Raw genomic sequence first — 26,037 nt, 5'->3', positions numbered from 1 at the left:
CCGATTCCCGATTCCCGATTCCCGATTCCCCCAATCCCCAATCCCCAATCCCCAATCCCCAATCCCCAATCCCCAGCCTATGACCTTCCGCGAACCCGTCGACCTGGCCGCCCTCAACGCCTCCAGCCGCGACACCTTGATCGAACATCTGGGCATCGTGTTCACCGATGCCGGCGACGACTGGCTGCGCGCCACCATGCCGGTGGATGCGCGCACCAGGCAGCCGTACGGCCTGCTGCATGGCGGTGCGTCGGTGGTGCTGGCCGAAACCCTGGGCAGCAGCGCCGGCAACCTGTGCGTGGACATGACCACCCGGATGTGCGTCGGGCTGGAGATCAATGCCAACCATCTGCGCGCCGCCACCGATGGCCTGGTCACCGGCACCGCGCGCGCGGTGCATGTGGGGCGCAGCACCCAGGTCTGGGACATCACCATCGACAATCCGGCCGGCAAGCGCGTGTGCGTGTCACGGCTGACCCTGGCCGTGGTGCCACGCAGCAATGGCTGAGCACGCCGTGCAAGTGCATGGGTGGAACAGCGCCACCCGCCGCGGGCACTGCGCGCAGGCCACGCTGCTGTCACAATAGTTGCGCTTCCTTCCCCTGGTACCGGTCCCGTTCCGTCAATGAGCGAGTCATCCCTGGACGCCACGCGCGACGCTGGCGGCGTGCTGCGTTGGTTCCGGTACCTGTATCGGGTGCCGCTGTTGCTGCTGCATCTGAGCATCTGCCTGCCGATCACCATGCTGTGCGTGGTGGCGCCGCCGCTGGCGCGCATCCGCACCGGCCCCGACGACACCCTGGACGAGCTGATGATCCGTTGGTGGCAGGGCAACCTGATGCGCGTGTTCGGCTTCCGCCTGCGTCGCTTCGGCACCCCGCTGCCGGGCGCGACCCTGTTCGTGGCCAATCACGTCAGCTGGGTCGACATCTCGATGCTGCACAGCCAGCGCGTGATGGGCTTCGTGGCCAAGCGCGAGATCGCCGGTTGGCCGCTGGTGGGCTGGCTGGCGACCAAGGGCCAAACCATCTTCCACCAGCGCGGCAATACCGAGTCGCTGGGCGGCGTGCTGCAGGAAATGCTGCAGCGCCTGCGCAGCGGCAAGCCGGTGGGCGTGTTCCCCGAAGGCCGCACCCGTGGCGGTACCGAGGTCGGCCCGTTCCATGCGCGCATCTTCCAGGCCGCGGTCGAGGCCGGCGTGCCGGTGCAGCCGGTGGCCCTGCGTTACGGCGAGCGCGGCAATGCGCAGGCAGTGGTGGCGTTCGGCGAGCGCGAGAGTTTCTTCGCCAATATCGTGCGCCTGCTCGGCGAGCCGTCGCGGCTGGCCGAGGTGCATTTTCTCGAGCCGATCGGTGCGCTGGATATCGACGGACGTCGCCGCCTGGCCGATACCTCGCGGCAACGCATCATCGCCGCGATGGAGTCCTGAGCCGACGATGCAAGCGCGCATCCTCCCTGCGGCCGGCACCCGCTTGTCCGGCCCGATAAGCGCATGAACGCCTCCGACTATCTGCCGCCGCGCTGGCTGCGCAATCCGCACGTGCAGTCGGTGCTGGGCAGCAGTGCCTTGCGCCGGCTCCGCAGCCGCCAGCTCTTGGCCGCCAGCGGTGCGGTCACCAGCGAACACATCCTCGACGGCGGCGACGGCGTGCGCCTGCAGGGCTGGATGAGCATCCCGCCCGGCGATGCCCCCGTGCGCGGCACGGTGCTGCTGCTGCATGGCTGGGAAGGCAGCGCCGATTCCAACTACATGCGCCTGACCGCCGCGCGCCTGCTTGGCCTGGGCTATCAGGTATTCCGGCTGAATTTCCGCGACCACGGTGGCACGCACCACCTCAACGTGGACCTGTTCCACTCCGACCGCATCGAGGAAGTGGTCAATGCCGCGGGCGATCTGTGGCGGCGGTTTCCCGCGCCGCAGCTGCTGGCGGCGGGCTATTCGCTGGGCGGCAATTTCGCGTTGCGGCTGGCGCTGCGTGCACCGGCGGCCGGCCTGCCGCTGGCGCGCGTGGCGGCGGTATGCCCGCTGCTGGACCCGGCAGCGACGATGCTGCAGCTGGAAAAAGGCCCGCAGTTCTACGACTGGTATTTCCGCCGCAAGTGGCGCGAGTCGCTGCTGCGCAAGCGCAAGCTGTTCCCCGACCAGCATGGCTACGACGATGCCACCCTGGCGCTGGACATGCGCGGGCTGATGGCCTGGCTGGCCGAACAGCACACCGGGCACGGCTCGCTGGAAGCGTATTTCGACAGTTATTCGATCGCCGGCGAGCGCCTGGCCGGCCTGCAGGTGCCGGTGGACATCCTGATGGCCGAGGACGATCCGGTCATTCCGTTCGAGGATTTCGCCGCCTGGCAGCTGCCGGCGCACGCACAGCTGGAAATCGCACGCTGGGGCGGCCACTGCGGCTTTCTGGAAAACGCCCGCGGCGACGGATTCGCCGAGCGCTGGGTGGCCGAGCGGCTGGCCGCGCAGGTGTAAGTCGGCGCCACCCCGCGCATCGTTACAATAGGCGTTTGTCCTGGACACGCCCACCGCCATGCAAGACGCCATTCTTCAAGCCCTGCGCCGCAATGCGGCCGACGATGCGGTGGCGCTGGCCCGCGAGTGGGTCCTCGGCGCGCCCGAGAGCGCCGCCGCGCATCGCTGGCTCGGCCTGGCCCTGCAGCAGCAGGGGCAACCGGCGCTGGCGCTGGCCAGCATCGAAACCGCGCTGACGCTGACGCCGGAAGATGCCGACCTGCATCTGCTGCGCGCCGGGCTGCTGCTGGCCACGCGCGCGCTGTCTGCGGCGGACGACGCGTTGTCGCGTACCACCGCGCTCGACCCCAACCAGTTCAATGCCTACGTGATGCAGGCGCATCTGGCGGTGGCGCGCGGCGATCTGGACGAGGCGCAGCGGCTGAGCCGCACCGCCGCGCGGCTGGCGCCCGAGCACCCGCAGTTGCTGGCCGTCGATGGCGTGGTGGAGCTGCGCCGCGGCCAGGGCGATCGCGCACTGTCGCTGCTGACCCGCGCCGCCGAGCAACTGCCGGATGACCCGCGGGTGATGTTCGCGCTGGGCTTTGCGTATCTGCAGAAGGAACACTTCGCATTTGCCGAGCGCGCCTTCGAGCGCGTGGTCGAGCTCAACCCGCCGGGCACCGCGCTGCGCGCCTTCATCGCCCAGCTGGCCCAGCGCCAGGGCCGCCTGGACGATGCACTGGCCGCGATGCAGGGCGTGTTCGCCCAGCCCGGCGGCGACATCCCGGCCATGCGCCGGCTCGCCGGCGAGATGGAATTGCAGGCTGGCCGCCCCGACCAGGCCGCCGCGCACCTGCGCCTGGCGCTGGCCCATTGGCCGGCCGACCGGCGCACCTTGCACGCCTTGCTGACCGCCTGGGAGCGGCTGGGCGCGGTGGACGATGCACGCGACACCCTGGACGCGGCGCTGGCCACCTCGGCCACGGCGCACGACCTGTGGCTGGCACGGCTGGCGGTGGAGCCGGTCGGCGGGCCGCAGGCGCAGGCGGTGATCGAGCGCTGGCTGCTGGCCATGCCCGAGCATCTGCCGGCGCTGGAAGCGCTGATGCGCGTGCACGACATGCAGGGCCATGCCGAACAGGCCGAAATGGTGGCCCGCCAGATCGTGGCGGTGGAGCCAGGCCGCATCAGCGGCGAGCAGCGCATCGTCGAAGCCCTGCTGGAGCGCGACCCACCGGCGGCGATCGCCTGCGTGCAGTCGCTGATCGACTCGCTGCCCGCGCCCCAGCAGACCGTGCTGCGGCCGTGGCTGGGCAATGTGCAGGACCGCGCCGGCCAGCCCGACGCCGCCGTGGCCACCTGGATGCAGTTCCAGCGCGAGCAGGCCCAGCACCGCCTGCCGTTGCCGCCGCAGGCCGCCAGGCAGCCGATGCAGTGGCCCGACATCGGGACCATCCCCGAGACCGTGACGGCACGGCCGCTGTTCGTCTTTGGCACGCCCGGCTCGCATGTCGAACGCCTGATCGCGGTGATGGGCGCGGCCACCCCGCTGGTGCGCGACGACCGGTATGGCACCACGCCGCCGTCCGATGCGCTGCAGAGCTACCGCACGGTCGAGCAGCTGGCGTCCGGCGAGCTGGCGCCGATGGCATTGGTGGAAGGCTGGAAGGCGCAGCTGCCGCGGCGCGGCATCGACGACGGCAACGTCATCGACTGGCTGCTGTGGTGGGACAACACCCTGCTGACCGCGCTGCGCCCGCACCTGCCCGAAGGCCGGCTGGCGATCGCGCTGCGCGACCCGCGCGACATGCTGCTGGACTGGCTGTCGGCCGGCGCGCCGGCACCGCTGGCCGTGCAATCGCCGCAGCAGGCCGCCGACTGGCTGCTGGCGGCGCTGGAACAGCTCGCCGTGCTGCACGAGCGCGACCTGTATCCGCACCGGATCATCCGCCTGGACGGCATCGAGAGCGACCCGCAAGGCATCTCCACCGCGCTGGAGCAGGCGTTCGGCCTGCGCTTCCCGCTGGTCGAACCGCGCGGCCCGGCGCGCCTGGCCGCGGGGCGCTGGCGCAGCTACCGCAACGTACTGGGCGCGCAATTCGATCTGCTGACGCTGATCGCGGTGCGCTTCGGCTACCCGCAGGACTAAGCGCCGCCCGCAGCAGCTCGCACACCCGTAGGAGCGGCCCCGGCCGCGACGGGGCTTTATCGGGAACGCCTCATCGGTGCGGAGGCATTCCCCGTAACGCCCCGTCGCGGCCAGGTCCGCTCCTACGGGGCTGGGTATCGACTGGATATCGCGCTTCTTGTCGGAGCGCGGGGAGGGTGCGCCAAGCAGCACGCGCACGCCGCAGCCGGCGCCGGCGGCCGCAGTGTTCGGCGGCGTGATGCAGCGGCAGCGATAAACCCGCCCGCGCGCACCAGAGGGTTCCATGGCGACGGCTTCCTCTGCGACGCGGACCCAGGCACCCTGGTCGGCCTCATTCCCGCGGAGACTCCTGCATGCGCCTGACCAGCAACAGCATCGAAAACGGCAAGCCGATCGCGGTGGAATTTGCCGCCGGAACGCCCGAGGGCTTTGCGCCCAACCGCAACCCGCACCTGGCCTGGAGCGAAGTGCCGGCCGGCACGCGCTCGTTTGCGCTGCTGTGCCTGGACCCGGATGTGCCGACCGTGCCGGAAACCGTGGGCCGCGACGACGTACAGATCCCGGTCGATCAGCCACGCACCGATTTTGTGCATTGGGCGATGGCCGATATCCCCGCCGACGTGCATGCGATCACCGCGGGCAGCTGCAGCGACGGCTTCGTGCCCAAGGGCAAGCAGCAGCCGGCCGGCCCGGCCGGGGCGCGCCAGGGCCTGAATTCGTATACCCAGTGGTTTGCCGGCAATGCCGACATGGCCGGCAATTACCTGGGCTACGACGGCCCGTACCCGCCGTTCAACGACCTGCGGGTGCACCGCTATTTCTTCCGTGTGTTCGCGCTGGACGTAGCGCAGCTCAGCCTGCCTGAGACCTTCACCGCCGCCGATGTGCTGTCGGCAATCCAGGGCCACGTGCTGGCCGAGGCGGCCCTGCACGGCACCTACACGCTGAATCCGGCGCTGCGCTAAGTGCAGATCACCACCACTGCACGGCCACCAGGCCGCGCGGTGGTGGTGACAGGGAAGCTGCAAGCGCCGCAACCGAGATGTCAGGGCGATCAGCACGTGCGTCACCCGGGCGCCTCAAGCAGAGCAGGCTGTCGCTTCCGAAGCGCCATTGCATAACGGTCACGCAACACGTCGCCGCTTCCCGCTTCCCGCTTCCCGCCTCCAATTCCCAATTCCCGCCTCCAATTCCCAATTCCCAAACTACCCACTCGCCTCGATCATCTGCTCCAGCACGTACACCGGCGCAGCGTCCGTGCCCGCGGCGGCCGGGTAGCGGGTGACGCGCAGCAGGGTACGGATGCCCGCCTCGTGCTCGAAGCCTTCGATGCTGCCATCGAAGGGCTGCCAGGCGCGGGTCGCGGGCTGTCCATCGGCGCCTTGTTCGCGCAGTTGCAGGCAGTGGCGCGCCGGATCGGACCGACAGGGCACGGTGTCGGCGGCCACTTCGATCAGCAGCGTCTGGCCGGGGCCGCCATGGCGGGTGTCGGCGGTGGCGACACCGTCGAACACCAGCCGGGTGCCGTCGCTGCGGGTCAGGGTCAGTTGCGGCGTGGTCTGCGCGGTGTTCAGCGCCACCGCGAAGCGACCGGACAGCAGCTCGCTGGCGGCGCGTTCCTGGGCCATCCGCCGCGGTTGCGCGCACAGGCGTTTGCTCGACACCACCCGGCCGATCTGCAAGTGCGCCTGCGCCAGGCTGTAATCGGCGCCCAATGCGTTGCAGGTCTGGCTGACCTGGATGCGTTGATCGCGAAAATCCAGCTGCAAGGGCGCGGTGCCGGCGACGAACAGGCTGCGCAAGGCGGTGCCATGCGCGTCGCTGGCCTGCTGCAGCTGCCAGTGTTGCGCCTGCAGGGCAGCCTGCAGCGGGGCGTTGGCGGCAGCCGCTGCGGCCAACGCGGCCGACTCGGCGGCAGCAGTGTCGGCACCGGACCTGGGCAGCTCCGGCGCGGCGCCCGACCCGCAGGCTGTCACGCCCGCTGCCAGCAGTGCAGGGGCAAACAACACGGCACGCATGCGGCGGCTCCCGGTGATCGATGCGTCAGTGATACCGCCACCGCGCGGCCAGGGCAATGACGCAAGTCACTGCCCGGCCATCTGCCCTGCACCTCGCGTCCGGCGCAAACGGCACGACATGCGACTTCCGGCGTCTCAGGCCAGCGCCGGCAGCCACAACAGCAGGGCGGCGCCCAGCGCGATGCGGTAGACCGCAAACACCGTGAAGCGGTGCTTCTTGATATAGCCCAGCAGCCACTTCACCACCACAAAGCCGGTGATGGTCGCCGCCACGAAGGCCACCGCCACATCGGCCCAGTTCTCGCTGCCGAAGCCGCCTTCCTTGTACATCTCCAGCAGGGCGTAAGCGCTGGCCGCGAACATGGTCGGGATGCCCACCATGAACACGAAATCCGCCGCCGCCGAGCGCTTGCTCAGGCCCAGCAGCATCGCCAGGAAGATCGCCGAGGCCGAGCGCGAGGTGCCGGGGAACACGCCGGCCACCACCTGCGCCAGCCCTACCGCGATGGCCACCTTCCAGGTGACCACATCGCGCTCGGGCAGCTTGCTGGCGAAGTGCTCGGCCACCAGCATCCACAGCCCGCCGATCAGCAGCGCCCAGGCCACCGGATGCACGGTTTCCGGCAACTGCCAGCCGGCCTTGCGCACGATCAGGCCCACCACCGCAGTCACCATGAAGGCCACGCCGACCTTGAGCACGTAGTCGCGATTGGCACGCTCGCCCAGGCCGGTGGCCAGGGTCCACAGCTTCTGCCGCAGTGCCAGGCAGATCGCCAGGATCGCGCCGGCCTGGATGACGATGTTGAAGAAGTCAGAACGGCGTCCGAGCCATTGTTCGGCGATCAGCAGGTGGCCGGTGCTGGAGATCGGCAGGAATTCGGTGAGGCCTTCGAGAATGCCCAACAACAGGGCGGAAATCAGATCGGACATCGGACTGGAGAGGGGATGGGGGAGGCGTCAGGATAGTGCATTGCGGCATGCACCATATCGGTGCAACATGCGACTGATTAGCACCTTAAGGGTGCTATCGCTGCGTCAGCGGCCTCAAGCGAAGCAAGCAAAATCAACGACTTGTGAAGGTCCGGCGCTTGGCATGGTCCCTGCTGTAGCTCCGCCCACGAGCCACTTAACTCTGCAGAGGTTTCTTCCGATGTCCGTGGAAAATGTTGAAAAGCTGATCAAGGACAACAAGGTCGAGTTTGTCGACCTGCGCTTCGTCGATATGCGTGGTGTACAGCAGCACATCACCTTTCCGGCCAACATCATCGAGCCGGCGCTGTTCGAAGAAGGCAAGATGTTCGACGGCAGCTCGATCGCGGGTTGGAAGGGCATCAATGAGTCGGACATGGTCCTGCTCCCGGACGCCGGCACTGCGTATCTGGATCCGTTCTTCGCCGATCCGACCATCGTGCTGACCTGCGACATCCTCGATCCGGCCACCATGCAGAGCTATGAGCGCGATCCGCGCGGCATCGCCAAGCGCGCCGAGGCCTACCTGAAGTCCTCGGGCACCGCCGACCAGGCGTTCTTCGGCCCGGAGCCGGAATTCTTCATCTTCGATTCGGTGCGCTTTGCCAACGACATGGGCCACACCTTCTTCCAGGTCGGCTCGGAAGAGGCTGCCTGGAACACCGGCGCCAAGTACGACGGCGGCAACAGCGGCTACCGTCCGGGCGTGAAGGGTGGCTACTTCCCGGTGCCGCCGACCGACACGCTGCACGACCTGCGCGCGGAAATGATCAAGACGCTGGAACAGGTCGGCATCGAGACCGAGGTGCACCACCATGAAGTGGCCACCGCCGGCCAGTGCGAGATCGGCACCAAGTTCAGCTCGCTGGTGCAGAAGGCCGACGAACTGCTGACGATGAAGTACATCATCAAGAACGTCGCCTACCGCAACGGCAAGACCGCGACCTTCATGCCCAAGCCCATCGTGGGCGACAACGGCTCGGGCATGCACGTGCACCAGTCGCTGACCAAGGGTGGCGTCAACCTGTTCTCCGGCGACGGCTACGGCGGCCTGTCGCAGATGGCGCTGTGGTACATCGGCGGCATCTTCAAGCACGCGCGTGCGATCAACGCCTTCTCCAACTCCGGCACCAACAGCTACAAGCGTCTGGTCCCGGGTTATGAGGCACCGGTGATGCTGGCCTATTCGGCCCGCAACCGCTCGGCCTCGTGCCGCATTCCGTGGGTCACCAACCCGAAGGCGCGCCGTATCGAAATGCGCTTCCCCGATCCGTTGCAGTCCGGCTACCTGACCTTCACTGCGCTGATGATGGCCGGCCTGGACGGCATCAAGAACCAGATCGACCCGGGCGCCCCGAGCGACAAGGACCTGTACGACCTGCCGCCGGAAGAAGAGAAGCTGATCCCGCAGGTCTGCTCCAGCCTGGACCAGGCACTGGAAGCGCTGGACAAGGACCGCGAGTTCCTCAAGGCCGGCGGCGTGATGAGCGACGACTTCATCGACGGCTACATCGCGCTGAAGATGCAGGAAGTCACCAAGTTCCGTGCTGCGACCCACCCGTTGGAGTACCAGCTGTACTACGGCAACTGAGTTCCACCGCGGTGATGGCGGAGGCCCCCCCTCCCACCTCCGCCATCGCCGCACACGTTCGATCGGTCCACGGCATCGGCCGTGGATCGTAGGGGATTGAGAGAGCACACAGTTCGCGACGCGCGGGCCTGACCTCTCCCACGAGGCGGATGCATCGGCATCGGCCGAGGTCTGCGTAATCGCGAACGCGCGGATGCCGGGGTTGGCATCCAGGTGAATGACACCGCCGGGCGGCGCAATGCCGGCCGGTCTTTTCCACCATTCGGGGTATGCGCATGAAATTGATCACCGCCATCATCCGGCCGTTCAAGCTCGACGAGGTCCGCGAGGCCCTGTCCGCAGCAGGCGTGTCGGGCATCACCGTGACCGAGGTCAAGGGGTTCGGGCGCCAGAAGGGCCACACCGAGCTGTACCGCGGCGCCGAGTACGTCGTCGACTTCCTGCCCAAGATCAAGATCGAGACGGTGGTGACCGATGACCGGCTGGACGCAGTGGTCGAGGCGATCCAGAACGCCGCCGGCACCGGCAAGATCGGCGACGGCAAGATCTTCGTGACCGCGATCGAGCAAGTCGTGCGCATCCGCACCGGCGAGATCGGCGCCGATGCGCTCTGAATCCCCCACCCCCGGAGTTCTTATGAAGACAGCTCTCTTTGCCGGGTGGAAGGCCCGGTTCTACAGTGTCTGCATGCTGATGCTGTTCAGCGCGCTGGTGGTGGGCGGCATGGGCAGTGCGCACGCGCAGTCCACGCCGCAGGTCACCCCGCTGCCGACCGAGCCGGTCACCACCGAACCGCTGCCGTCGGCGCAGCCGCCCGCCGCACCGGTGGCCGCCGCCGAGGCCGCACCGGTGGTGGAGAAGGGCGATGTCGCCTGGATGCTGACCTCCACGCTGCTGGTGCTGCTGATGGTGGTGCCGGGCCTGGCGCTGTTCTACGGCGGCATGGTGCGCGCCAAGAACGTGTTGTCGGTGCTGATCCAGGTCGCGGTGGTGTTCTCGCTGCTGACCATCCTGTGGGTGGTGTACGGCTACAGCCTGGCGTTCTCCGGCGAAGGCCCGTGGATCGGCAACCTGGACAAGGCGCTGCTCAAGGGCGTGACCATCGAAACGCTGGCGGCGACCTTCACCAAGGGTGTCAGCCTGCCGGAATACGTGTTCGTGGCGTTCCAGGCGACCTTCGCCGGCATCACCGGCGCGCTGATCGTCGGCGCCTTTGCCGAGCGCGCCAAGTTCGCCGCGGTGCTGCTGTTCTCGGTGATCTGGTTCACCTTCGGCTACCTGCCGCTGGCGCACATGGTCTGGGCCACCGGCGGTTACCTGTTCGGCCTGGGCGCGCTCGATTTTGCCGGCGGCACCGTGGTGCATATCAACGCAGGTATCGCCGGCTTGGTCGGCGCCTACTTCGTCGGCAAGCGTGCCGGCCTGGGGCGTGAGGCGATCAAGCCGCACAACGTGACCCTGACCTTCGTCGGTGCCTCGCTGCTGTGGGTGGGCTGGTTCGGCTTCAACGCCGGCTCCAACCTGGAAGCCAATGCCGGTGCGGCGCTGGCCTTTCTCAACACCTTGCTGGCCACCGCCGCTGCCATCCTGGGCTGGTCGCTGACCGAGAAGATCATCAAGGGCAAGTCGTCCGCCCTGGGCGTGGCCTCGGGCATGGTCGCCGGTCTGGTCGGCATCACCCCGGCCTGCGGCACGGTGGGTCCGTTCGGTGCGATCGTCATCGGCCTGGCTGCCGGCGTGCTGTGCGTGTGGGGCGTCACCGGCCTCAAGCGCCTGCTGGGCGCCGACGACAGCCTGGACGTGTTCGGCGTGCATGGCCTGGGCGGCATCATCGGCGCGATCCTGACCGGCGTGTTCTCGGCCGCTTCGCTGGGCGGCCAGAAGGGCGGCGATTACGACATGCTGCATCAGGTCGGCATCCAGGCGCTGGGCGTGGGTATCACCCTGGTCTGGATCGGCGTGGTCTCGGTGGTGGGCTTCCTGGTCGCCAAGCTGGTGTTCGGCCTGCGCGTCACCGAAGAAGCCGAGCGCGAGGGCCTGGATATCACCTCGCACGGCGAAGCGGCATACGAGTCCTGAGCATGCACACCCGCGGCCACGCTGCCGCGGGTGGCGCAACGACCCGGCCGGGAGAGCCGTGCCGGGTCCGTTTTTCCCCGTTGCCGCGCTGGCGGCGGACCAACTGCCGAGGTGCCTGCATGACCAGCCCCACGCCTGTGACGGTCGGCGCGGATGCCCGCTGGATCGGTGCGACCTGCCGCCGTCCGGCCCGAATTCCTTCAACGCATGCTGCGTGTTGCGCGACACACGCGCAGGCCGGGCGTGCATGCACTAAATTGGTGCAATGCTGATGCCATCGCTCCTGCCATCGCTGGACAGCCTGGGCACACCGGTGGCCTGGGCCGACCGCGAGGGCCGCGTGCTGGGCGTCAACCCGGCTTTCGCGCGCTGGCTCGGGGTCAGTGCCCGGCGCCTGGTCGATCAACCGCTGGCCGCGCTGGAGGTGCAGGGCGATGCGCTCGCCCGCTTCCTGCTCAACGACGAGCGCGACGTGTTGCGCCTGCACCGGCTGGCATTGGGCCTGCCCAATGACGCACCGCGTTTTGCCGAAGGCTGGCTGTCGCGGCTGGACGATGGCGGCTGGCTGCTGGAAACCCACCCGGTCGACGAATTCCCCGCGCTGGATCCCACCCATGCGCTGCCCAATGCCTTGAGCGCCGCGCTCAAGGGCCTGGCGCACGAACTGCGCAATCCGCTGGCCGGGCTCAAGGGCGCGGCGCAGTTGCTGGCGCGGCGCTCGGCCGGCCGCGACGAGGACGAGCGCGAGCTGATCGAGTTGATCGGCACCGAGATCGAACGCCTCAACACCCTGCTCGAACGCCTGCTCTCGCCCACGCCGGCGCGCCCGCACGACCGCCTCAATATCCATGTCGTGCTCGAACGCGTGCTGCGCCTGGCCGAAGCCGAGGGCGGCTGGTCGGTGCAGGTGCAGCGCGACTACGACCCCAGCATTCCCGACATCCTCGGCGACGGCGACCGCCTGACCCAGGCGGTGTGGAATCTGGTACGCAATGCGTTCCAGGCCGGCGCCACCCGCGTGACCCTGCGCACCCGCGTCGAGCACGGCCAGCGCATCCGCGACCGCGTGCATGCGATGTCGCTGCGGCTGGAAATCATCGACGACGGCGGCGGCGTGCCGGAAGAACTGGCCGAGCACCTGTTCCTGCCGCTGGTCAGCGGGCGCGCCGAAGGCAGCGGCCTGGGCCTGGCGCTGGCCCAGCAGGTCTCGCGCGAACACCACGGCACGCTGACCTACCGCTCGCGGCCGGGGCATACCGTTTTCACCCTGCTGTTGCCCGAGCTGGCCGGCGACCACGACAAGGAACATCTGCATGGCTGAGGCCGCCGCCGCATCCCACCACATCTGGGTGGTCGACGACGACCGTTCGGTCCGCTTCGTGCTGTCCACCGCCTTGCGCGATGCCGGCTACGCCGTCGACGGCTTCGAGAGTGCCGCCGCCGCATTGCAGGCGCTGGCCATGCGGCCGACTCCGGATCTGTTGTTCACCGACGTGCGCATGCCCGGCGAGGATGGCCTGAGCCTGCTCGACAAGCTCAAGTCCAGGCACCCGCAGCTGCCGGTCATCGTGATGTCGGCCTACACCGATGTCGCCAGCACCGCCGGCGCCTTCCGGGGCGGCGCGCACGAGTTCCTGTCCAAGCCCTTCGACCTGGACGATGCGGTGGCACTGGCCGCACGCGCGCTGCCGGATGCCGACGCCGGTGTCGAGGAGATCATCGGGACCCCATTGGCGGAAGGCTCGGCGGCGCTGATCGGTGACACCCCGGCGATGCAGGCGCTGTTCCGCGCGATCGGCCGGCTGGCGCAGGCACCGCTGTCGGTGCTGATCAACGGCGAAACCGGCACCGGCAAGGAACTGGTCGCGCGCGCGCTGCACAACGAGTCGCCGCGCGCGCGCAAACCCTTCGTCGCGCTCAACACCGCCGCCATTCCGGCGGAGCTGCTGGAAAGCGAGTTGTTCGGCCACGAAACCGGCGCCTTCACCGGCGCCACCAAACGCCACATCGGCCGCTTCGAACAGGCCGACGGCGGCACGCTGTTCCTGGACGAAATCGGCGACATGCCGCTGCCGCTGCAGACCCGCTTGCTGCGCGTACTGGCCGAGAACGAATTCTTCCGTGTCGGCGGGCGCGAGTTGATTCGCGTCGATGTGCGCGTGATTGCCGCCACCCACCAGGACCTGGAGGCGCTGGTCGAACAAGGCCGCTTCCGGGCCGACCTGTTGCATCGCCTGGACGTGGTGCGCCTGCAATTGCCACCGCTGCGCGAGCGCCGCGGCGACATCGCGCAACTGGCCGAGAACTTCCTGGCCATGGCCGGGCGCAAGCTCGACATGCTGCCCAAGCGACTGTCCTCGGCCGCACTGGAACAACTGCGCCACTACGACTGGCCTGGCAACGTGCGCGAACTGGAAAACGTGTGCTGGCGCCTGGCCGCGTTGTCCACCGCCGACATCATCGACGTGGTCGACGTGGAATCGGCGCTGGCACGCGGCGGCCGCCGCCAGCGTGCCGGCCGCGGCGACGGGCAATGGGACGAGATGCTCTCCAGCTGGGCCGCGCAACGCCTGAGCGAAGGCGCCCAGGGCCTGCATGCCGAAGCGCGCGAACGCCTGGACAAGACCCTGCTCGAAGCCGCCCTGCAACTGACCCAGGGCCGCCGCGCCGAAGCGGCCGCACGCCTGGGTCTGGGCCGCAACACCGTCACCCGCAAGCTCGGCCCGGGGCGCAAGCGCCGCTGATTGGCCGGCAGGCGGAGTTGAGTCCCTCTCCCGCCTGCGGGAGCAGGGTTGGGGTGAGGGCGCCCGCGAAAAGCCGTACTGCGCGCGCAGGTGGTCGAGCCAAGCAGCGAACCAGGCGGGATTGACGCGCATCACGGCGGCAAGCGGGGATGAACTCGCCGTTTTTCGCTCGCACGTGCCACCGCCTCGATTATCTGGCGGCGCACGACGCCCCCATCCGCCCTTCGGGCACCTTCCCCCGCACGCGGGAGAAGGCAAGGCACGCGAGCAAGGTCAAACACGCGGGAAAGGGAAGGCAGGCAGGAAAAGGCGAGGCGGGCAAGGCAGGCAAGGCAGGCGAGGCAGGCGGGCAAGGCAGGCAAGGCGGGCAAGGCAGGCAAGGCAGGCAAGGCAGGCAAGGCGGGCATGAATCTTCGCAGTCGAGCCCCTCTCCCGCCTGCGGGAGAGGGGTTGGGGTGAGGGTGCTTTTTGCACATGTCCCGGCTCGCGACACCAACCCCGTAAACTCCTGGGCTGCCCCAGGCGCTTTTCATGACACGTGAACATGCGCCCGCATAGGTTTCCAGCCTGATCAGGAGAACAGCTCGATGCGTTACCGGTCGCCCACGATCGTTGCCCTCACCGCGCTGGCGCTTGCCGCCTGCAGCAGCACGCCACCGCCGCCACCGCCTCCACCCCCGGCGGCGCGCGTGGTGCCGGTCCGTCCGGTCCAGCAGGCCGAAGCGGCGCTGGCATCGGCGTCGGGCAGCCTGGTCAGCGGTCGGGTGGTGCTGGTGCCGGCGTTGCAGGGCATCCGCATCACCGGCACGGTCGGTGGCCTGCGCCCCGGCGGCGTGGCCGGTTTCCACGTGCACGAACGCGGCGATTGCAGCGCCGCCGACGCCAGCAGCGCCGGCGCGCACTTCAATCCCGCCGGTGCGCCGCACGGGCGTGCCGGCAGTACTCCCCACCACGCCGGCGACATGGACAACCTGCGTGCCGATGCCGAAGGTGTCGCGCATCTGGACATGATCGTTGCCGGCATCACCCTGGGCGATGCCGCGCCCACCGACGTGGTCGGCAAGTCGCTGGTCGTGCATGCCGATGCCGACGACTATCGCAGCCAACCCAGCGGCAATGCCGGCGCACGTCTGGCCTGCGGCGTCATCCGCGTCACCCAGTGGCGCACACCCCCTTCGCAGCCCTGAGTCGGGGCACCCCTGGCTGCAGCTGCGGCCTTTCTACAGGAGTTACTCATGCGCATTCTTCCAACCACCTTGTTCCTGGCCACCGCGCTGGTGCTGACCGCGTGCAAGCGCGATGAGCCCGCCCCGGCCGATCCCGCACCCGCGCCGCAGGCCGGCGCACCGGCCGAAGCGGCGCATGGCGGCGAGCACGCCGCGTCCATGGTCACCGAAGCGGCGGCCACCACCACCGCAACCGCCGAACTCAAGCCGACCAAGGGCAGCGAGGTCAAAGGGACGGTGAGCTTCAAGATCGTCGACGGCGCGCTGCGTGTCACCGGTCAGCTCAGTGGCCTCAAGCCCGATAGCGAGCACGGCTTCCATATCCACGAGAAGGGCGATTGCAGCGCACCGGACGGCAGCAGTGCCGGTGGCCACTTCAATCCGGCCCAATCCGATCACGGCGCCGTCAGTGCCGACCCGCACCACGGCGGCGACATGCCCAACATCAAGGCCGATGCGCAGGGCAATGCCAGCATCGATGGCCCGGTGTCGAGCAACGTCAACCTCGGCAAGGCCGACCAGTTCGACATCGCCGGCCACGCGGTGATCGTGCATGCCGATGCCGACGACTACAAGACCCAGCCCACCGGCAACGCCGGCGGTCGCCTGGCCTGCGGCGTGATCACCACCGACAACGCGCCAGCGGCAACCAAGTAAGCAGGACACGCCAGCAGCCCGGCAAAACGCCGCGGTGATCGATCACCGCGGCGTTGCTGTTTTTGGGCCGCACTGGGAGCGATCCGCTCATGTGTGTGTGTGCGGGCGCATGGCGCCTTCGGCATGCCGCGCATCGCGCGTTGCATGGGGCCTGTCGGTACGCAACGAGATGTCGCTACGGACCGATCCGGGCGCGCTGTGCAGGCAGCTGACGTTGATCGCCGGCACCAGATCGGCGGCATCGCCGGCTCAGTAATTCGGCCACAGCCCCGGTGTTGCAAGTTCCAGCAGATGCCCATCCGGGTCGCGGAAATAGAGGCTCTGCCCGCCGCCCGGCCACTGCGTGCGGCCTTCGATGGGCACGTTGCAGGCCTGCAGGTGTGCTTCCCATGCGGCGAGTGCATCGGTAGCGATGGCCAGTGCGTAATGCGTGCGCCCGCTGCCATCATGCGGCGGAATCGTGCCGCCCGGCAGCGTCACTGTCGCGGCGGTACTGCCTTGCAGGAACAGCAACAGCACCTGCCCGGGCGCGATTGCGTATGCGGCCATGCGTGCGTCGCAATACATCGCGTCCACTCCCAGCACGCGGGCGTAGAACGCACAGGCGCGTTGCAGATCCGCCACATACACGCCGGTTTCCAGGATGCCCTGCAACGCAGGTGCCGTGGAAGCCGGCGTCCGGCTCACGCGGCCAGCGCCTGGCGCGGATCCTGGCCCGGTTCCACATGCACGTACAGCACCGGCAGCCCGTGGGCCTCCAGCACCGCGGCCATCTGCCGCTGACGCGACAGATACTGCTCATACACCCCGCGCAGGCGCTCGCAATGCTCGCGGTCGTGCTGGTAGTAATCGCACCAGCCAGCCGGGTCGAACAGCGCGATGCGCACTTCGCCGTCGACATAGCGCAGCACCGGTTCGGGCGGCTGCTCCAGCCATTCTTCGGTGTGCGGGGCCAGCAGGGCGGCTTCGATCAGCGGCCATAGCGGCGCCAGGCCCTGGTTGTCGTACTGCATCGACATCATCGCCGCCAGGTCGTGCGCGGTGAGATAACGCGCATGCTCGATGCGTGCCCCGAAGCTTTCCTGCGCCAGCAGCGCGGTATCGGCCTGCGCCATGCCCTGGGCCAGCAGCACTTCTTCCATCGCCTCGGCAACCGTGGCGACGATTTCCGGATCGCCGGACAGCAGGAACGGCAGCACGCGCAGGCCGCCGCCGATCAGCTGCGGGTCGGCCTGGAAGGGCAAGGGGATCTCGCCCTGCGCATCGGCACCAAACGCCAGCACGCGCGGGCCCTGGTCGCGCCCGGGCGCACGTGCATGCAACTCGTCCAGCCGGCGATGCAGCGGCCAGCCGGGCCGCAGCACTTCGGCCGGGTCGAAATGCGCCATTGCCACGCTGAGCTCGAGCTCGCGGATTTCGGGGATCCATTGCGCCAGGTCGCGGCCGATGCGTTCGGCCAGCATGCCGGCCTGGTCCGGCGCCAGGGCGCCGCGCTCGGGGGCGGTGCCGCCCGTCAATTCCAGCGCCATCACACCCATGGCGGTCACGCCGTGTTCGGTCTTGCTCATGATTCGCGGTTGGCCCATCACGGGGTCGAAGCTACACTGCGGCCATTATGCCTGCCGGCCCTGTGCAGGCCATGTCCCCGAGTCCTCCATGCCAGGTCAACCGATGCCCGCAGCCCGTCCCGTCGCCATCCTGGGCGGCGTTCGTATCCCGTTCTGTCGTCAGAACACCGCTTATGCGGACGTGGGCAACCTGGGCATGTCGGTGCGCACGCTGGGCGCGCTGGTCGAGCGCTTCGGGCTGCATGGGCAACAATTGGGCGAAGTGGCGATGGGGGCGGTGATCAAGCACTCCTCGGACTGGAACCTGGCCCGCGAGGCGGCGCTGTCGTCCGGGCTGTCGCCGCTGACGCCGGGCATCACCCTGCAGCGCGCCTGCGGCACCAGCCTGGATTCGGTGATCACCATCGCCAACAAGATCGCGCTGGGCCAGATCGATTCGGGCATCGGCGGCGGCTCGGACACCACCTCGGAAGTGCCGATCGTCTACGGCAAGAAGCTGCGCGCGCGGCTGATGGCCGCCAACCGCGCCAAGGCCACCGGCGACAAGCTCAAGGCGCTGCTGCGTGGCTTCAAGTTCGGCGAGCTCAAGCCCGAATTCCCCGGCGTGGCCGAGCCGCGCACCGGCAAGAGCATGGGCGACCATTGCGAGGACATGGCCAAGGAATGGAACATCTCGCGCGATTCACAGGACGAATGGGCGGTGTCCTCGCACCACAAGCTGGCCGCCGCCTATGAGCGCGGTTTCTTCGACACGCTGATCGCGCCGTTCCGCGGCGTCTCGCGCGACAACATCCTGCGCGCCGACACCTCGCTGGAAAAGCTGGCCACGCTGCGCCCGGCCTTCGACAAGACCTCCGGCCGCGGCACGCTGACCGCGGCCAACTCCACCCCGCTCACCGACGGTGCGGCCGCAGTGCTGTTGTCCAGCGAAGCCTGGGCGCTGGCGCACGGCCACACCCCGATGGCCTATCTGCGCGATGCGCAGGTGGCGGCGGTGGATTTCGTGCATGGCGAAGGCCTGTTGATGGCGCCCACCATTGCGGTACCGCAGATGCTGGCGCGCCAGGGCCTGACCCTGCAGGACTTCGACATCTACGAAATCCACGAGGCCTTCGCCGCCCAGGTGCTGTGCACGCTGCGCGCCTGGGAAAGCGAGGATTACTGCCGCAATCGCCTGGGGCTGGAAGCGCCGCTTGGGCGTATCGACCCGGACAAGATCAACCCGCTGGGCTCGTCGCTGGCCACCGGCCACCCCTTCGCCGCTACCGGCGCCCGTGTGGTGGCCACTGCCGCCAAGCAACTGGAAGAGCGCGGCGGCGGGCGGGCGTTGATCTCGATCTGCACCGCCGGCGGCATGGGCGTGGTGGCCATCGTCGAGCGCTGACGCTGCTTGGCAGCGTGGGATTGGGCATTCGGGAGTGGGGATTCGCAAAGCATGAAGCGGATTCCTGATTTTACGAATCCCCAATCCCCAATCCCGAATCCCCAACCTGCAAGGACGCATGGATGTCGAACGTTGATGCACGCGAACCACCCACGCTCTACCTGCCTCCGGCGCACGGTGCCGTGTGGCGCGAGGGCGATGTGCTGGTGTGCACGCCGGGCGCCGATCTGCCGCCACGTTGCGTCAAGTGCAATGCGCCGGCCGACACTTCGCCGCGCCGCTACATCTTCCACTGGCATCATCCGGCGATCTATCTGGCGCTGCTGATGGGCGTACTGCCGTATCTGATCCTGGCCCTGGTGCTGCGCAAGCGCAGCGCGCATGTGGTGACCTTGTGCCTGCAGCATGAGCGGCGCCGGGTGCGCTATGCCGTCATCACCAGAGCGTCGGTCTTGCCATTGCTGGCAGGTGGCCTGGCGCTGGATGGCGCGATCGGCTGGCTGGCCGGCGCGGGCGGGATGGCGGTCATGCTGTTGATCGGCAGACTGGGGTCGCGTGTCTTGTCGCCGCACTCGGTCGACGACGCGCAGTCGCGTTTCCTGGGCGCCTGCGATGCGTTCTTGCACGAGTTGCCGGCGCCACCCCGGCGCGCACGCGATTGGTAATTTGTGGCGGTGCGCCTGCACACGCCTTCAGAGCGGTTGTGCGTCGCGCTCCTGCAGATATCCCGGCCAGCGGGTAAACCTGCGTGGCGGTTCTCGCGTGCAGACGCGGACAAAGCAAAAGCCCCGGACAGGCCGGGGCTTTTGCTTGTCCGCAGCGATCAGACCCCAGCGATCAAGGCAGGCGATCGTCCGGTACGAGCGGGTCGGCCGGCGGCGTTGGGTATGCCGATACGATCGGCCCGCGCAGCGACTGCTGCGGCAGGCCCTCGTGCACCGGCTCGCCGCGTGCGGCGCGCAGGGCATTGGCGTAGCAGTGCTGCGCGGACAGCAGGTCGCCTGCGGCGGCAAAGCCGTGGCCGAGTTCTTCCCAGGCCTCGCTGCCCGCGCCATTGGCGACTGCGCGATGCAGGAACTCTTCGGCCTGCGACCACTGCTGCTGGTGCCGCGCCAGGCGTGCCAGGGTCAGCAACAGGCCAGGGCTGTCCGGGTACTGGGTCAGCCAACGCTGGGCACTGGCGCGGCGTGAATCGTATTTTTCCAATGGCAGCACGCCGTACAGACGCACCAGCGATTCGTCCCACTGCGCGTCCAGCGCCTGTTCCAGGCTATGCACCGCCGCATCGTCCCAGTGCAGCACCGCCGCGCGCTGTGCGTAGGCGCCCACCACCGCGGGATAGGTGCGCAGCGGTTTGGGCAGCGCTTCCCAGCGTTCGGCCAGCGCATTGGCATCGCCGGCCTGCAACAGCGTCTGCTCGGCCAGCGTGGCTTCCAGTGCGCTGTAGGCCTCCGGTGCCAGCACCGCCTGCTGACGCAATGCGCCGAGCTGACCGTAGGCCTCGTCGGCACGGCCTATTTGCGCCAGGGCGTGCGTGCGCAGCAGCAGGCCGCGCGCCGGCAGTGGCTGCGCGCTGGCATGATCGAGCGCGTTGATCGCCTCGACCGGGCGTTGCCGCGCCAGATGCCGCTCGCCCTGCAGCAGCGCATGCGCAGTGGGGTCGCGCTCGGCCAATTGCTGGGCCAGCGCGTTTGCCGACGCCTCATCGCCGCGGGCATCGGCAACGCGCGCTGCACTGGCCAGGGCGATGCCGCTGACGTCGGCATCCTCGCTGGCGTTGACCAACAGGCGCTCGGCACGCTGCCACTGGCCATGATCGGCTGCGCGCAGGCCTTCGATCAGGCGGGCGCGGCCCTTCTTGCGGCGATACTTGCCCCAGACCCGGAACGGCAGGCTGACCAGCGTCCACACCAGCCACAGCACCAGCAGCGCAATGACCAGGATCAGCAACGCCTGCGGCATGGCGGCGCGATAGTCGTTGCCGCCGACGCTCACCACCACATTGCCCAGATCGTAACTGGTCTGATGCGAGAGCCATTGCGCACCGAGCACGCCCAGCGCCACGGCAACCAACAGGATCAAGACGGTACGCAACACTTTCATTGGGTGGATCTCCCTTCACGCATGGCCTGCAGTTGCAGCAGGGTGGTGCCCAGTTCCGGCAGGTGCGGACGCAGTGGCGCTTGTTGCAGTGCGCGCAGGCGCGTACGCGCCTGGCGACGTTGTGGCGAATCCGGCCACAGCCGGGTGGTCCAGGTATCCACGCGCCGCAGCGATTGCGCAAAACCGGCGGCATCGCCGCGCTCGGCCGCGGCGCGGGCCAGGCTGACTTCGATCTGCAGGGCGTCGCGCGCGGCGTGGCGGTCGGCGCCGGTGGTCAGCAGCGCATCGCCACGGCTGGGACGGATGTCCACCAGCGGCGCGAGTGCTTTCTGCCACCACGGTCGCGCGGCCTCGCTGTCGGTGGCGGTCTGTTCGGGCAGGCGCTGCAGCTCACCGGCCAACTGATCCAGGGTTTGACCAGCCTGCGCCTGCGGGCCGGCGCCCAGGCGATCCAGGGCGTCGCGTTCCTGCACCAGCGCCTGGCGCAGATTGAGATAGCCGGGATCGTCGACGCCATTGAGTGCGGCATTGGCCAGCGCATAGGCGCGGCGCGCGCCATCGGCATCGCCGGCGATGCTCAGCCGCTGCTGGCCGAGCCGCAGCAGCAGCTCCACCTCATCCAGCCGCAGCGCCTGCGCACCATGGCGGTTGGGATCGGCGAGCTTTTGCACGGTTTCCTCGAGCAGGGCGCTGCGCTGGCTCAGACCAAGCATCTCGTCGCGCAGCACGCGGTTGGTGGCTGCCGCATCCGCCAGGCGTTCGTTGGCCAGGCGTTGGTCACGGCGCAGCATCTCCAGCATCTGCTGTGCGCCATCCCAGCGCTGTTGCTGCGCCTGGGCGGCCTGCAGCTGCGTGCCTTGGTAGTCCCGCCACGCGCGCCAACCGAACAACAGCGCCACGCCCACGGCGGCCAGCGCGAGGACGAGCAGCAGCCATGCCAGGGGAAAGCGTCGCGTGGAAGCGGGCAGTTCGGTCATTCGTCCATCCTCGCGCGGTCACGACGGGTGCAGGTGCCGCCATCATCTGCCACAGCATGGCGTGCAGCGGCAGACACCCGCAAGCCGTGCTCGCGTTCGAAGTTCAGCAAGGTCGCGATGGTGTCACGATCGCGGCGGCAGCCGCAGCCAATTGCTCGGGCAAGGGCCCTGCGGCGCGCACCACCTGATGGAAGCCGGCGGCGTGTGCGGATTCCCGCATGCGTTCGCTGGACGCCACCACCGGGCGTTGCCGCAACGCGTCGATCAGCGATGTCGGCAATTGCTGCAGCACCAACGTCAGCGCCTCGGCACTGCTCAGCGCCAAGACACATCCCGGCAGCGCATCGGCCAGCGCCTGCACTGACGAGGCGCGCAGGCGCAGCGCCACGCGTTGATAGACATCGGCGCGCAGGATGCGGGCGCCACGCTGCTCCAGGGCCGGCGCCAGCATGCCGCGCCCCCCGGGGGCGGTGATCAGCCCGACGGCCTGCAGCGGTTGCCGGAACAACGGCAACGCGAGCAGGCCCTCGCTGTCCATGCGCGTCGGACGTATCACCGTGTCGATGCCGCAGGCCTGCAGCGCGCGCGCGGTGCCATCGCCCACGCTGACCCAGTGCGCCTGCGCCGGCCGTTGCAGCGGCGCCAGGCGATGCGCCGCATGCACCGCGGCCGGGCTGGTGAACACCGCGATCGGCGCGTGCAAGGCTTGCCGCAATGCGGCCAGTGCCTGTGGGGTGTGGTTGGTCTGCAGCCGCCACGGCGACAGTGCCAGCAACCGTCCGCCGTGCCGCGCGGCGGCGCGGCGCAGTGGGGCGTGCTCACCGCTGGGCCGCAGCGAGATCAAGGTCCAGGCGTCGGCAGCGGGGGCGGGAGATGTCATCCAGTGATTATGCGAGAGCAATGAGGTATCGGGGCAGCTGTCGCGCGTTGCGGTGGCGCCGACGACGCGTTGATCCTGGCGCGTTGTCCGGCCTTGCGTGCCTGCCCGGCGCGATGCCTGCGTTTCTGCGGCCAGAACCTCGTCCCCGGGTCTGTGCCACTGATCGCTTCCGCCCACGCTCCGCCACGACAATCGAGCTGGAGTGGCGCCGTGATCAAGTCCTACCTCATCAACATGCAGCGCAGCGGTGACCGCCTGCAGGCGATGGCGACGCGGTTCCAGGCGCTGGGCCTGCCGTTCGAGCGGATTGCCGCGGTGGATGGCGCCACCCTGACGCCTGCGCAGATTGCCGACTTCGCACGCGCGCGGCCGCTGGAAGGCTCCGGGGATGCCTTCAGCACCGGCCCGCGCAAGTGGACCGCCTCCAATATCGGCTGCTTCCTGAGCCATCAGGCCGCGTGGCGCATCGCAGCCGACTCCGACGACGCCTACACCGCGATCTTCGAAGACGACATGCATCTGTCCGACGCGCTGCCGGTGCTGCTGCGCAGCAGCGCGTGGCTGCCGGGCGGCAACAGCATCGTGCGGCTGGAGCCGTCCTACAACCGCATCAAGCTCGACGCCAAGGTCGCCGAAGTCGGCGGGCGGCAGCTGCGCCTGGTGCGTCCCTCGCCCCATCAACACTGCTGGCCGGTCTGCGCCGGGGCGTTGCTCCTCAGCCGCGAGGCGGCGCGCCTGCTGCTGGCGGCCGATGTGCGCTGGCACACCATGGCCGACATCTTCCTGTTCGGCTGGAACGAATCGCCGGTCGCACAGCAACTGTCCACCTATCAGCTGTCGCCGGCCGCGTGCATCCAGGACAAGTTCTTCCACGCCGCTCCGGAGCAGATCGTGTTCACCAGCACCATCGATGCGCCGTTGACGCAGGCGCAGAAGCAGCGCAGTGCGCAGTGGAAGGCCAGGGCCACCGCGTTGCTGCGGGTGGCGCAGGGCTACCGCAAGGTCGTGTTCGCGCCCTGAGCGGCGCGATAGCGAAGGCGTGCAACGAGACGGCGCTGAACGTGTTTCACCATGCGGTACCGCATGTCATTCCAGTGCACAAGACGCTCGCGGAACATTGCGGCATGATGCCGCCCTTCGCCGTCTTCCAGCCTTTGCCGATGACTCCTTCGTGCACGCTCGCATCCGCCCTGCAGTCGCTGCAGCAACAGTTCATCGCCATGCCGCCGGTCCTGTCGATGGGCATTGCCGTGGACGGCCTGCATGACGGCGCGTTGCGCTTGCGTGCGCCGCTGCAGGCCAACGTCAACGACAAGGCCAATGCGTTCGGCGGCAGCCTGGCGTCGTTGATGACGCTGGCCAGCTGGGGCTGGCTGACGCTGCAGCTGCAACTGGCCGGACACAGTGCCGATGTCTATGTGGCCGACAGCCAGCTGCGCTATGTCGCCCCGGTCTACGAAGACCTGGTGGCCAATGCCGAGCCGTCCGAACTCGGCAGCTGGGAGGCGTTCCTGGCGACCTTCCGGCAGCGCGGCAAGGCGCGCATCGGCATGCGTGCGCAGATCGCGCTGGGTTCCGGCGCGGCGGCGGCCACCTTGAGCGGGCGCTTCGTGGCGTTTCCAAAACGGTAGGATGCGCGCTGGACTTGGGGGAATGCGCATGCGTGCAGTGATCGGGGCAATGCTGTTGCTCGGGCTGACGATGGTCAGCGGGATGGTGTCTGCCGGCAGCCGTGCCCAGGCACGCGCGCTGGAAACCACCCAGGCCGCCTACACGGCCGCCGTGCGCTGGAGCGATTTCGATGCCGCGCAGGGCTTTGTCGAACCGACCTATGCCCAGGCGCATCCGCTCAGCGACCTGGAACGCTCGCGCTACGAACAGGTGCAGATCTCCGGCTACCGCGAGATGCGGGTGGGCGAAGACGTCAACGGCGACCTGCGCCGCGAGGTCGAGCTACGGGTGATCAACCGCAATACCCAGGCCGAACGGCTGGTGCGCAGCATCGAGCTGTGGCGCTGGGACGCCGAGCACAAACGCTGGTGGCTGGCCAGCGGCCTGCCCGATCTGTGGCAGGGCCAATAGCCCGTGCCGAGGGCGCTGGCCGGCGCGCGCGCCAGCTGTGCGACAATTCCCGCCCGCTTGACTGACCCTGACCCCGTGAATTTCGAAGAGCTGCAGGCCTTTGTCGGCCGCAACCCCATGTTGTCGCTGGCCCTGGTGGGCCTGACCATCGCCCTGATCGTCACCGAGGTCGCGCGCCTGTTCCGTGGGTACCGCGCACTCAAGCCGGCCGAGCTGACCCGCCTGATCAACAGCGAGAACGCGCTGGTGATCGACCTGTCGCCCACCGCCGACTTCGAAAAAGGCCATATCGCCGGCAGCCGCAACGTGGCGCTGGCCAAGTTCGACCCGGCCGGCAAGCTGCTCGCCAACGCCAAGGCATCGCCGGTGGTGGTGGTGTGCCGCAACGGCAATGCCTCCGCAGGCGCGGCCAAGACGCTGAAGAAAGCCGGTTTCGAGCAGGTCTACTGGCTCGAGGGCGGCGTGGCCGCCTGGCAGATCGCCGAGCTGCCGCTGGTCAAGGGCCGCGCCTGACCGCATCTTGTGAGGCGCCGGGCAAGTCCCCATTGCTGGCGTGAGAGACTTGCACTTTCACGTCTGCATCATTCAACGCTGCATCCACCGAACCGTTTCTGGAGTTAGGAATGTCCGACGAAATCATCAACGGCGCGGTTGCGCCGGCCGACGCCGCTGCTGGCCCCGCTTTCACCATCGAGAAGATTTACGTCAAGGACGTTTCCTTCGAATCGCCGAACGCGCCGGCTGTCTTCAATGACGCCAACCAGCCCGAGCTGCAGCTGAACCTCAACCAGAAGGTGCAGCGCCTCAACGACAACGCCTTCGAAGTCGTGCTGGCCGTGACCCTGACCTGCACCGCAGGTGGCAAGACCGCCTACGTGGCCGAAGTGCAGCAGGCCGGCGTGTTCGGCCTGGTCGGCCTGGAGCCGCAGGCGATCGACGTGCTGCTCGGTACCCAGTGCCCGAACATCCTGTTCCCGTATGTGCGTACCCTGGTCAGCGACCTGATCCAGGCAGGCGGCTTCCCGCCGTTCTACCTGCAGCCGATCAACTTCGAAGCGCTGTATGCAGAGACCCTGCGCCAGCGTTCGCAGGGCGAAGGCACCTCGCTGGCCGATTCCGAGCCGGCTGGCAACGCCTAAGCCTTGCGTG

The 26,037-nt window shown here is 68.5% G+C and carries 26 protein-coding genes; 19 read left to right on the top strand and 7 right to left on the bottom strand.

The features are described from left to right. The first annotated feature begins 79 nt into the window (after window positions 1–79). The 5 genes from EO170_RS12780 (at window position 80) to EO170_RS12760 (ending at window position 5,575) form a co-directional block, all read left to right on the top strand. The gene (locus EO170_RS12780; protein WP_115675620.1) at window positions 80–508 is read left to right on the top strand and encodes a hotdog fold thioesterase; all 429 of its coding nucleotides are present in this window, start codon (window positions 80–82) and stop codon (window positions 506–508) included. Between the two features lie 21 nt (window positions 509–529). After that, a complete protein-coding gene (locus tag EO170_RS12775; RefSeq protein ID WP_180707992.1) occupies window positions 530–1,429 on the top strand; it encodes a lysophospholipid acyltransferase family protein in 900 nt (299 codons plus the stop codon). Window positions 1,430–1,492: 63 nt separating this feature from the next. Next, the gene (locus tag EO170_RS12770) at window positions 1,493–2,479 is read left to right on the top strand and encodes an alpha/beta fold hydrolase (protein WP_119130125.1); all 987 of its coding nucleotides are present in this window, start codon (window positions 1,493–1,495) and stop codon (window positions 2,477–2,479) included. Window positions 2,480–2,537: 58 nt separating this feature from the next. Then, window positions 2,538–4,610, top strand: a complete 2,073-nt coding sequence (locus tag EO170_RS12765) for a tetratricopeptide repeat protein (protein WP_126945361.1) — start codon at window positions 2,538–2,540, stop codon at window positions 4,608–4,610. Window positions 4,611–4,963: 353 nt separating this feature from the next. Next, window positions 4,964–5,575, top strand: a complete 612-nt coding sequence (locus EO170_RS12760; protein WP_126945359.1) for a YbhB/YbcL family Raf kinase inhibitor-like protein — start codon at window positions 4,964–4,966, stop codon at window positions 5,573–5,575. 240 nt (window positions 5,576–5,815) lie between these two features. On the opposite strand, the gene EO170_RS12755 is transcribed toward EO170_RS12760, so the two are convergent. Both EO170_RS12755 and EO170_RS12750 read right to left on the bottom strand, forming a co-directional pair. Next, a complete protein-coding gene (locus EO170_RS12755; protein WP_126945356.1) occupies window positions 5,816–6,628 on the bottom strand; it encodes an META domain-containing protein in 813 nt (270 codons plus the stop codon). Between the two features lie 135 nt (window positions 6,629–6,763). Beyond that, a complete protein-coding gene (locus EO170_RS12750; protein WP_104585446.1) occupies window positions 6,764–7,558 on the bottom strand; it encodes an undecaprenyl-diphosphate phosphatase in 795 nt (264 codons plus the stop codon). A 220-nt stretch (window positions 7,559–7,778) separates the two neighbouring features. On the opposite strand from EO170_RS12750, the gene glnA reads away from it, so the two are divergent. The 7 genes from glnA (at window position 7,779) to EO170_RS12715 (ending at window position 15,894) form a co-directional block, all read left to right on the top strand. Further along, window positions 7,779–9,188, top strand: a complete 1,410-nt coding sequence (gene glnA, locus EO170_RS12745; RefSeq protein WP_006449210.1) for a type I glutamate--ammonia ligase — start codon at window positions 7,779–7,781, stop codon at window positions 9,186–9,188. A 275-nt stretch (window positions 9,189–9,463) separates the two neighbouring features. After that, window positions 9,464–9,802 (top strand): P-II family nitrogen regulator, encoded by a 339-nt coding sequence (locus EO170_RS12740; protein WP_002808480.1) that lies wholly within the window; start codon window positions 9,464–9,466, stop codon window positions 9,800–9,802. Window positions 9,803–9,824: 22 nt separating this feature from the next. Beyond that, the gene (locus tag EO170_RS12735) at window positions 9,825–11,267 is read left to right on the top strand and encodes an ammonium transporter (RefSeq protein WP_164739298.1); all 1,443 of its coding nucleotides are present in this window, start codon (window positions 9,825–9,827) and stop codon (window positions 11,265–11,267) included. Between the two features lie 265 nt (window positions 11,268–11,532). Further along, entirely contained in the window at window positions 11,533–12,588 is a 1,056-nt protein-coding gene (locus EO170_RS12730) for an ATP-binding protein (RefSeq protein WP_164739297.1), read from the top strand. Continuing rightward, entirely contained in the window at window positions 12,581–14,011 is a 1,431-nt protein-coding gene (gene ntrC / locus EO170_RS12725; protein ID WP_104649633.1) for a nitrogen regulation protein NR(I), read from the top strand. Before EO170_RS12730 ends, ntrC begins: the two co-directional genes overlap by 8 nt. A 587-nt stretch (window positions 14,012–14,598) precedes the next feature. Then, window positions 14,599–15,198 carry a superoxide dismutase family protein gene (locus tag EO170_RS12720; RefSeq protein ID WP_164739296.1) on the top strand — a complete coding sequence of 200 codons (600 nt, stop codon included), beginning with the start codon at window positions 14,599–14,601 and terminating at the stop codon, window positions 15,196–15,198. A 48-nt stretch (window positions 15,199–15,246) separates the two neighbouring features. Then, window positions 15,247–15,894, top strand: coding sequence for a superoxide dismutase family protein (locus EO170_RS12715; protein ID WP_104585440.1), 648 nt, complete (start codon window positions 15,247–15,249; stop codon window positions 15,892–15,894). Between the two features lie 249 nt (window positions 15,895–16,143). Here EO170_RS12715 and EO170_RS12710 read toward each other — a convergent pair whose 3' ends face one another. Together EO170_RS12710 and EO170_RS12705 are read right to left on the bottom strand one after the other, a co-directional pair. Continuing rightward, window positions 16,144–16,581, bottom strand: a complete 438-nt coding sequence (locus tag EO170_RS12710) for a VOC family protein (protein ID WP_164739938.1) — start codon at window positions 16,579–16,581, stop codon at window positions 16,144–16,146. After that, window positions 16,578–17,462 carry a hypothetical protein gene (locus EO170_RS12705; protein WP_164741028.1) on the bottom strand — a complete coding sequence of 295 codons (885 nt, stop codon included), beginning with the start codon at window positions 17,460–17,462 and terminating at the stop codon, window positions 16,578–16,580. Before EO170_RS12705 ends, EO170_RS12710 begins: the two co-directional genes overlap by 4 nt. Window positions 17,463–17,550: 88 nt before the next feature. Here EO170_RS12705 and EO170_RS12700 point away from each other — a divergent pair, with 88 nt between their 5' ends. Together EO170_RS12700 and EO170_RS12695 are read left to right on the top strand one after the other, a co-directional pair. Beyond that, the gene (locus EO170_RS12700) at window positions 17,551–18,846 is read left to right on the top strand and encodes an acetyl-CoA C-acetyltransferase (protein ID WP_104585434.1); all 1,296 of its coding nucleotides are present in this window, start codon (window positions 17,551–17,553) and stop codon (window positions 18,844–18,846) included. 122 nt (window positions 18,847–18,968) lie between these two features. Further along, window positions 18,969–19,511, top strand: coding sequence for a hypothetical protein (locus tag EO170_RS12695; RefSeq protein WP_126945350.1), 543 nt, complete (start codon window positions 18,969–18,971; stop codon window positions 19,509–19,511). Window positions 19,512–19,683: 172 nt separating this feature from the next. Here the strand turns inward: EO170_RS12695 and EO170_RS12690 are convergent, their stop codons facing one another. The 3 genes from EO170_RS12690 to EO170_RS12680 all read right to left on the bottom strand — a co-directional run bounded on the left by EO170_RS12690 (window position 19,684) and on the right by EO170_RS12680 (window position 22,827). Continuing rightward, on the bottom strand, window positions 19,684–20,949 hold the full coding sequence (locus tag EO170_RS12690) for a heme biosynthesis HemY N-terminal domain-containing protein (protein ID WP_126945348.1): 1,266 nt from the start codon (window positions 20,947–20,949) through the stop codon (window positions 19,684–19,686). Beyond that, window positions 20,946–21,926: a uroporphyrinogen-III C-methyltransferase gene (locus EO170_RS12685; protein WP_104649628.1), complete on the bottom strand. Its 981-nt coding sequence runs from the start codon at window positions 21,924–21,926 to the stop codon at window positions 20,946–20,948. Before EO170_RS12685 ends, EO170_RS12690 begins: the two co-directional genes overlap by 4 nt. A 103-nt stretch (window positions 21,927–22,029) precedes the next feature. Next, window positions 22,030–22,827, bottom strand: coding sequence for a uroporphyrinogen-III synthase (locus EO170_RS12680; protein ID WP_277601086.1), 798 nt, complete (start codon window positions 22,825–22,827; stop codon window positions 22,030–22,032). Window positions 22,828–23,016: 189 nt separating this feature from the next. Between EO170_RS12680 and EO170_RS12675 the strand changes: the two genes are divergently transcribed. The 5 genes from EO170_RS12675 (at window position 23,017) to secB (ending at window position 26,027) form a co-directional block, all read left to right on the top strand. Beyond that, window positions 23,017–23,826, top strand: a complete 810-nt coding sequence (locus EO170_RS12675) for a glycosyltransferase family 25 protein (RefSeq protein WP_115675630.1) — start codon at window positions 23,017–23,019, stop codon at window positions 23,824–23,826. Window positions 23,827–23,966: 140 nt separating this feature from the next. After that, a complete protein-coding gene (locus EO170_RS12670; RefSeq protein ID WP_026064546.1) occupies window positions 23,967–24,437 on the top strand; it encodes a YiiD C-terminal domain-containing protein in 471 nt (156 codons plus the stop codon). Between the two features lie 28 nt (window positions 24,438–24,465). After that, window positions 24,466–24,888, top strand: coding sequence for a hypothetical protein (locus EO170_RS12665; protein WP_126945342.1), 423 nt, complete (start codon window positions 24,466–24,468; stop codon window positions 24,886–24,888). Between the two features lie 75 nt (window positions 24,889–24,963). Next, entirely contained in the window at window positions 24,964–25,401 is a 438-nt protein-coding gene (locus EO170_RS12660) for a rhodanese-like domain-containing protein (protein ID WP_104585420.1), read from the top strand. 110 nt (window positions 25,402–25,511) lie between these two features. Further along, window positions 25,512–26,027, top strand: coding sequence for a protein-export chaperone SecB (secB, locus tag EO170_RS12655; protein ID WP_006451124.1), 516 nt, complete (start codon window positions 25,512–25,514; stop codon window positions 26,025–26,027). Window positions 26,028–26,037: the final 10 nt, after the last annotated feature.

It is taken from the genome of Xanthomonas sp. BRIP62409, assembly GCF_003992965.1.
Classification (GTDB): domain Bacteria; phylum Pseudomonadota; class Gammaproteobacteria; order Xanthomonadales; family Xanthomonadaceae; genus Xanthomonas; species Xanthomonas euroxanthea.
The sequence above is the reverse complement of the archived record's forward strand: the minus strand, read 5'-3'. Positions and strand labels throughout refer to the sequence as shown.

Coding starts and splice junctions, on each gene's coding strand:
- EO170_RS12760 (WP_126945359.1), top strand. CDS start 4,964: ATGCGCCTGACCAGCAACAGCATCGAAAACGGCAAGCCGATCGCGGTG.
- EO170_RS12780 (WP_115675620.1), top strand. CDS start 80: ATGACCTTCCGCGAACCCGTCGACCTGGCCGCCCTCAACGCCTCCAGC.
- EO170_RS12670 (WP_026064546.1), top strand. CDS start 23,967: ATGACTCCTTCGTGCACGCTCGCATCCGCCCTGCAGTCGCTGCAGCAA.
- EO170_RS12770 (WP_119130125.1), top strand. CDS start 1,493: ATGAACGCCTCCGACTATCTGCCGCCGCGCTGGCTGCGCAATCCGCAC.
- glnA (WP_006449210.1), top strand. CDS start 7,779: ATGTCCGTGGAAAATGTTGAAAAGCTGATCAAGGACAACAAGGTCGAG.
- EO170_RS12715 (WP_104585440.1), top strand. CDS start 15,247: ATGCGCATTCTTCCAACCACCTTGTTCCTGGCCACCGCGCTGGTGCTG.
- EO170_RS12700 (WP_104585434.1), top strand. CDS start 17,551: ATGCCAGGTCAACCGATGCCCGCAGCCCGTCCCGTCGCCATCCTGGGC.
- EO170_RS12720 (WP_164739296.1), top strand. CDS start 14,599: ATGCGTTACCGGTCGCCCACGATCGTTGCCCTCACCGCGCTGGCGCTT.
- EO170_RS12750 (WP_104585446.1), bottom strand. CDS start 7,558: ATGTCCGATCTGATTTCCGCCCTGTTGTTGGGCATTCTCGAAGGCCTC.
- secB (WP_006451124.1), top strand. CDS start 25,512: ATGTCCGACGAAATCATCAACGGCGCGGTTGCGCCGGCCGACGCCGCT.
- EO170_RS12685 (WP_104649628.1), bottom strand. CDS start 21,926: ATGACCGAACTGCCCGCTTCCACGCGACGCTTTCCCCTGGCATGGCTG.
- EO170_RS12665 (WP_126945342.1), top strand. CDS start 24,466: ATGCGTGCAGTGATCGGGGCAATGCTGTTGCTCGGGCTGACGATGGTC.
- EO170_RS12735 (WP_164739298.1), top strand. CDS start 9,825: ATGAAGACAGCTCTCTTTGCCGGGTGGAAGGCCCGGTTCTACAGTGTC.
- EO170_RS12705 (WP_164741028.1), bottom strand. CDS start 17,462: ATGAGCAAGACCGAACACGGCGTGACCGCCATGGGTGTGATGGCGCTG.
- EO170_RS12690 (WP_126945348.1), bottom strand. CDS start 20,949: ATGAAAGTGTTGCGTACCGTCTTGATCCTGTTGGTTGCCGTGGCGCTG.
- EO170_RS12740 (WP_002808480.1), top strand. CDS start 9,464: ATGAAATTGATCACCGCCATCATCCGGCCGTTCAAGCTCGACGAGGTC.
- EO170_RS12695 (WP_126945350.1), top strand. CDS start 18,969: ATGTCGAACGTTGATGCACGCGAACCACCCACGCTCTACCTGCCTCCG.
- EO170_RS12755 (WP_126945356.1), bottom strand. CDS start 6,628: ATGCGTGCCGTGTTGTTTGCCCCTGCACTGCTGGCAGCGGGCGTGACA.
- EO170_RS12765 (WP_126945361.1), top strand. CDS start 2,538: ATGCAAGACGCCATTCTTCAAGCCCTGCGCCGCAATGCGGCCGACGAT.
- ntrC (WP_104649633.1), top strand. CDS start 12,581: ATGGCTGAGGCCGCCGCCGCATCCCACCACATCTGGGTGGTCGACGAC.
- EO170_RS12730 (WP_164739297.1), top strand. CDS start 11,533: ATGCTGATGCCATCGCTCCTGCCATCGCTGGACAGCCTGGGCACACCG.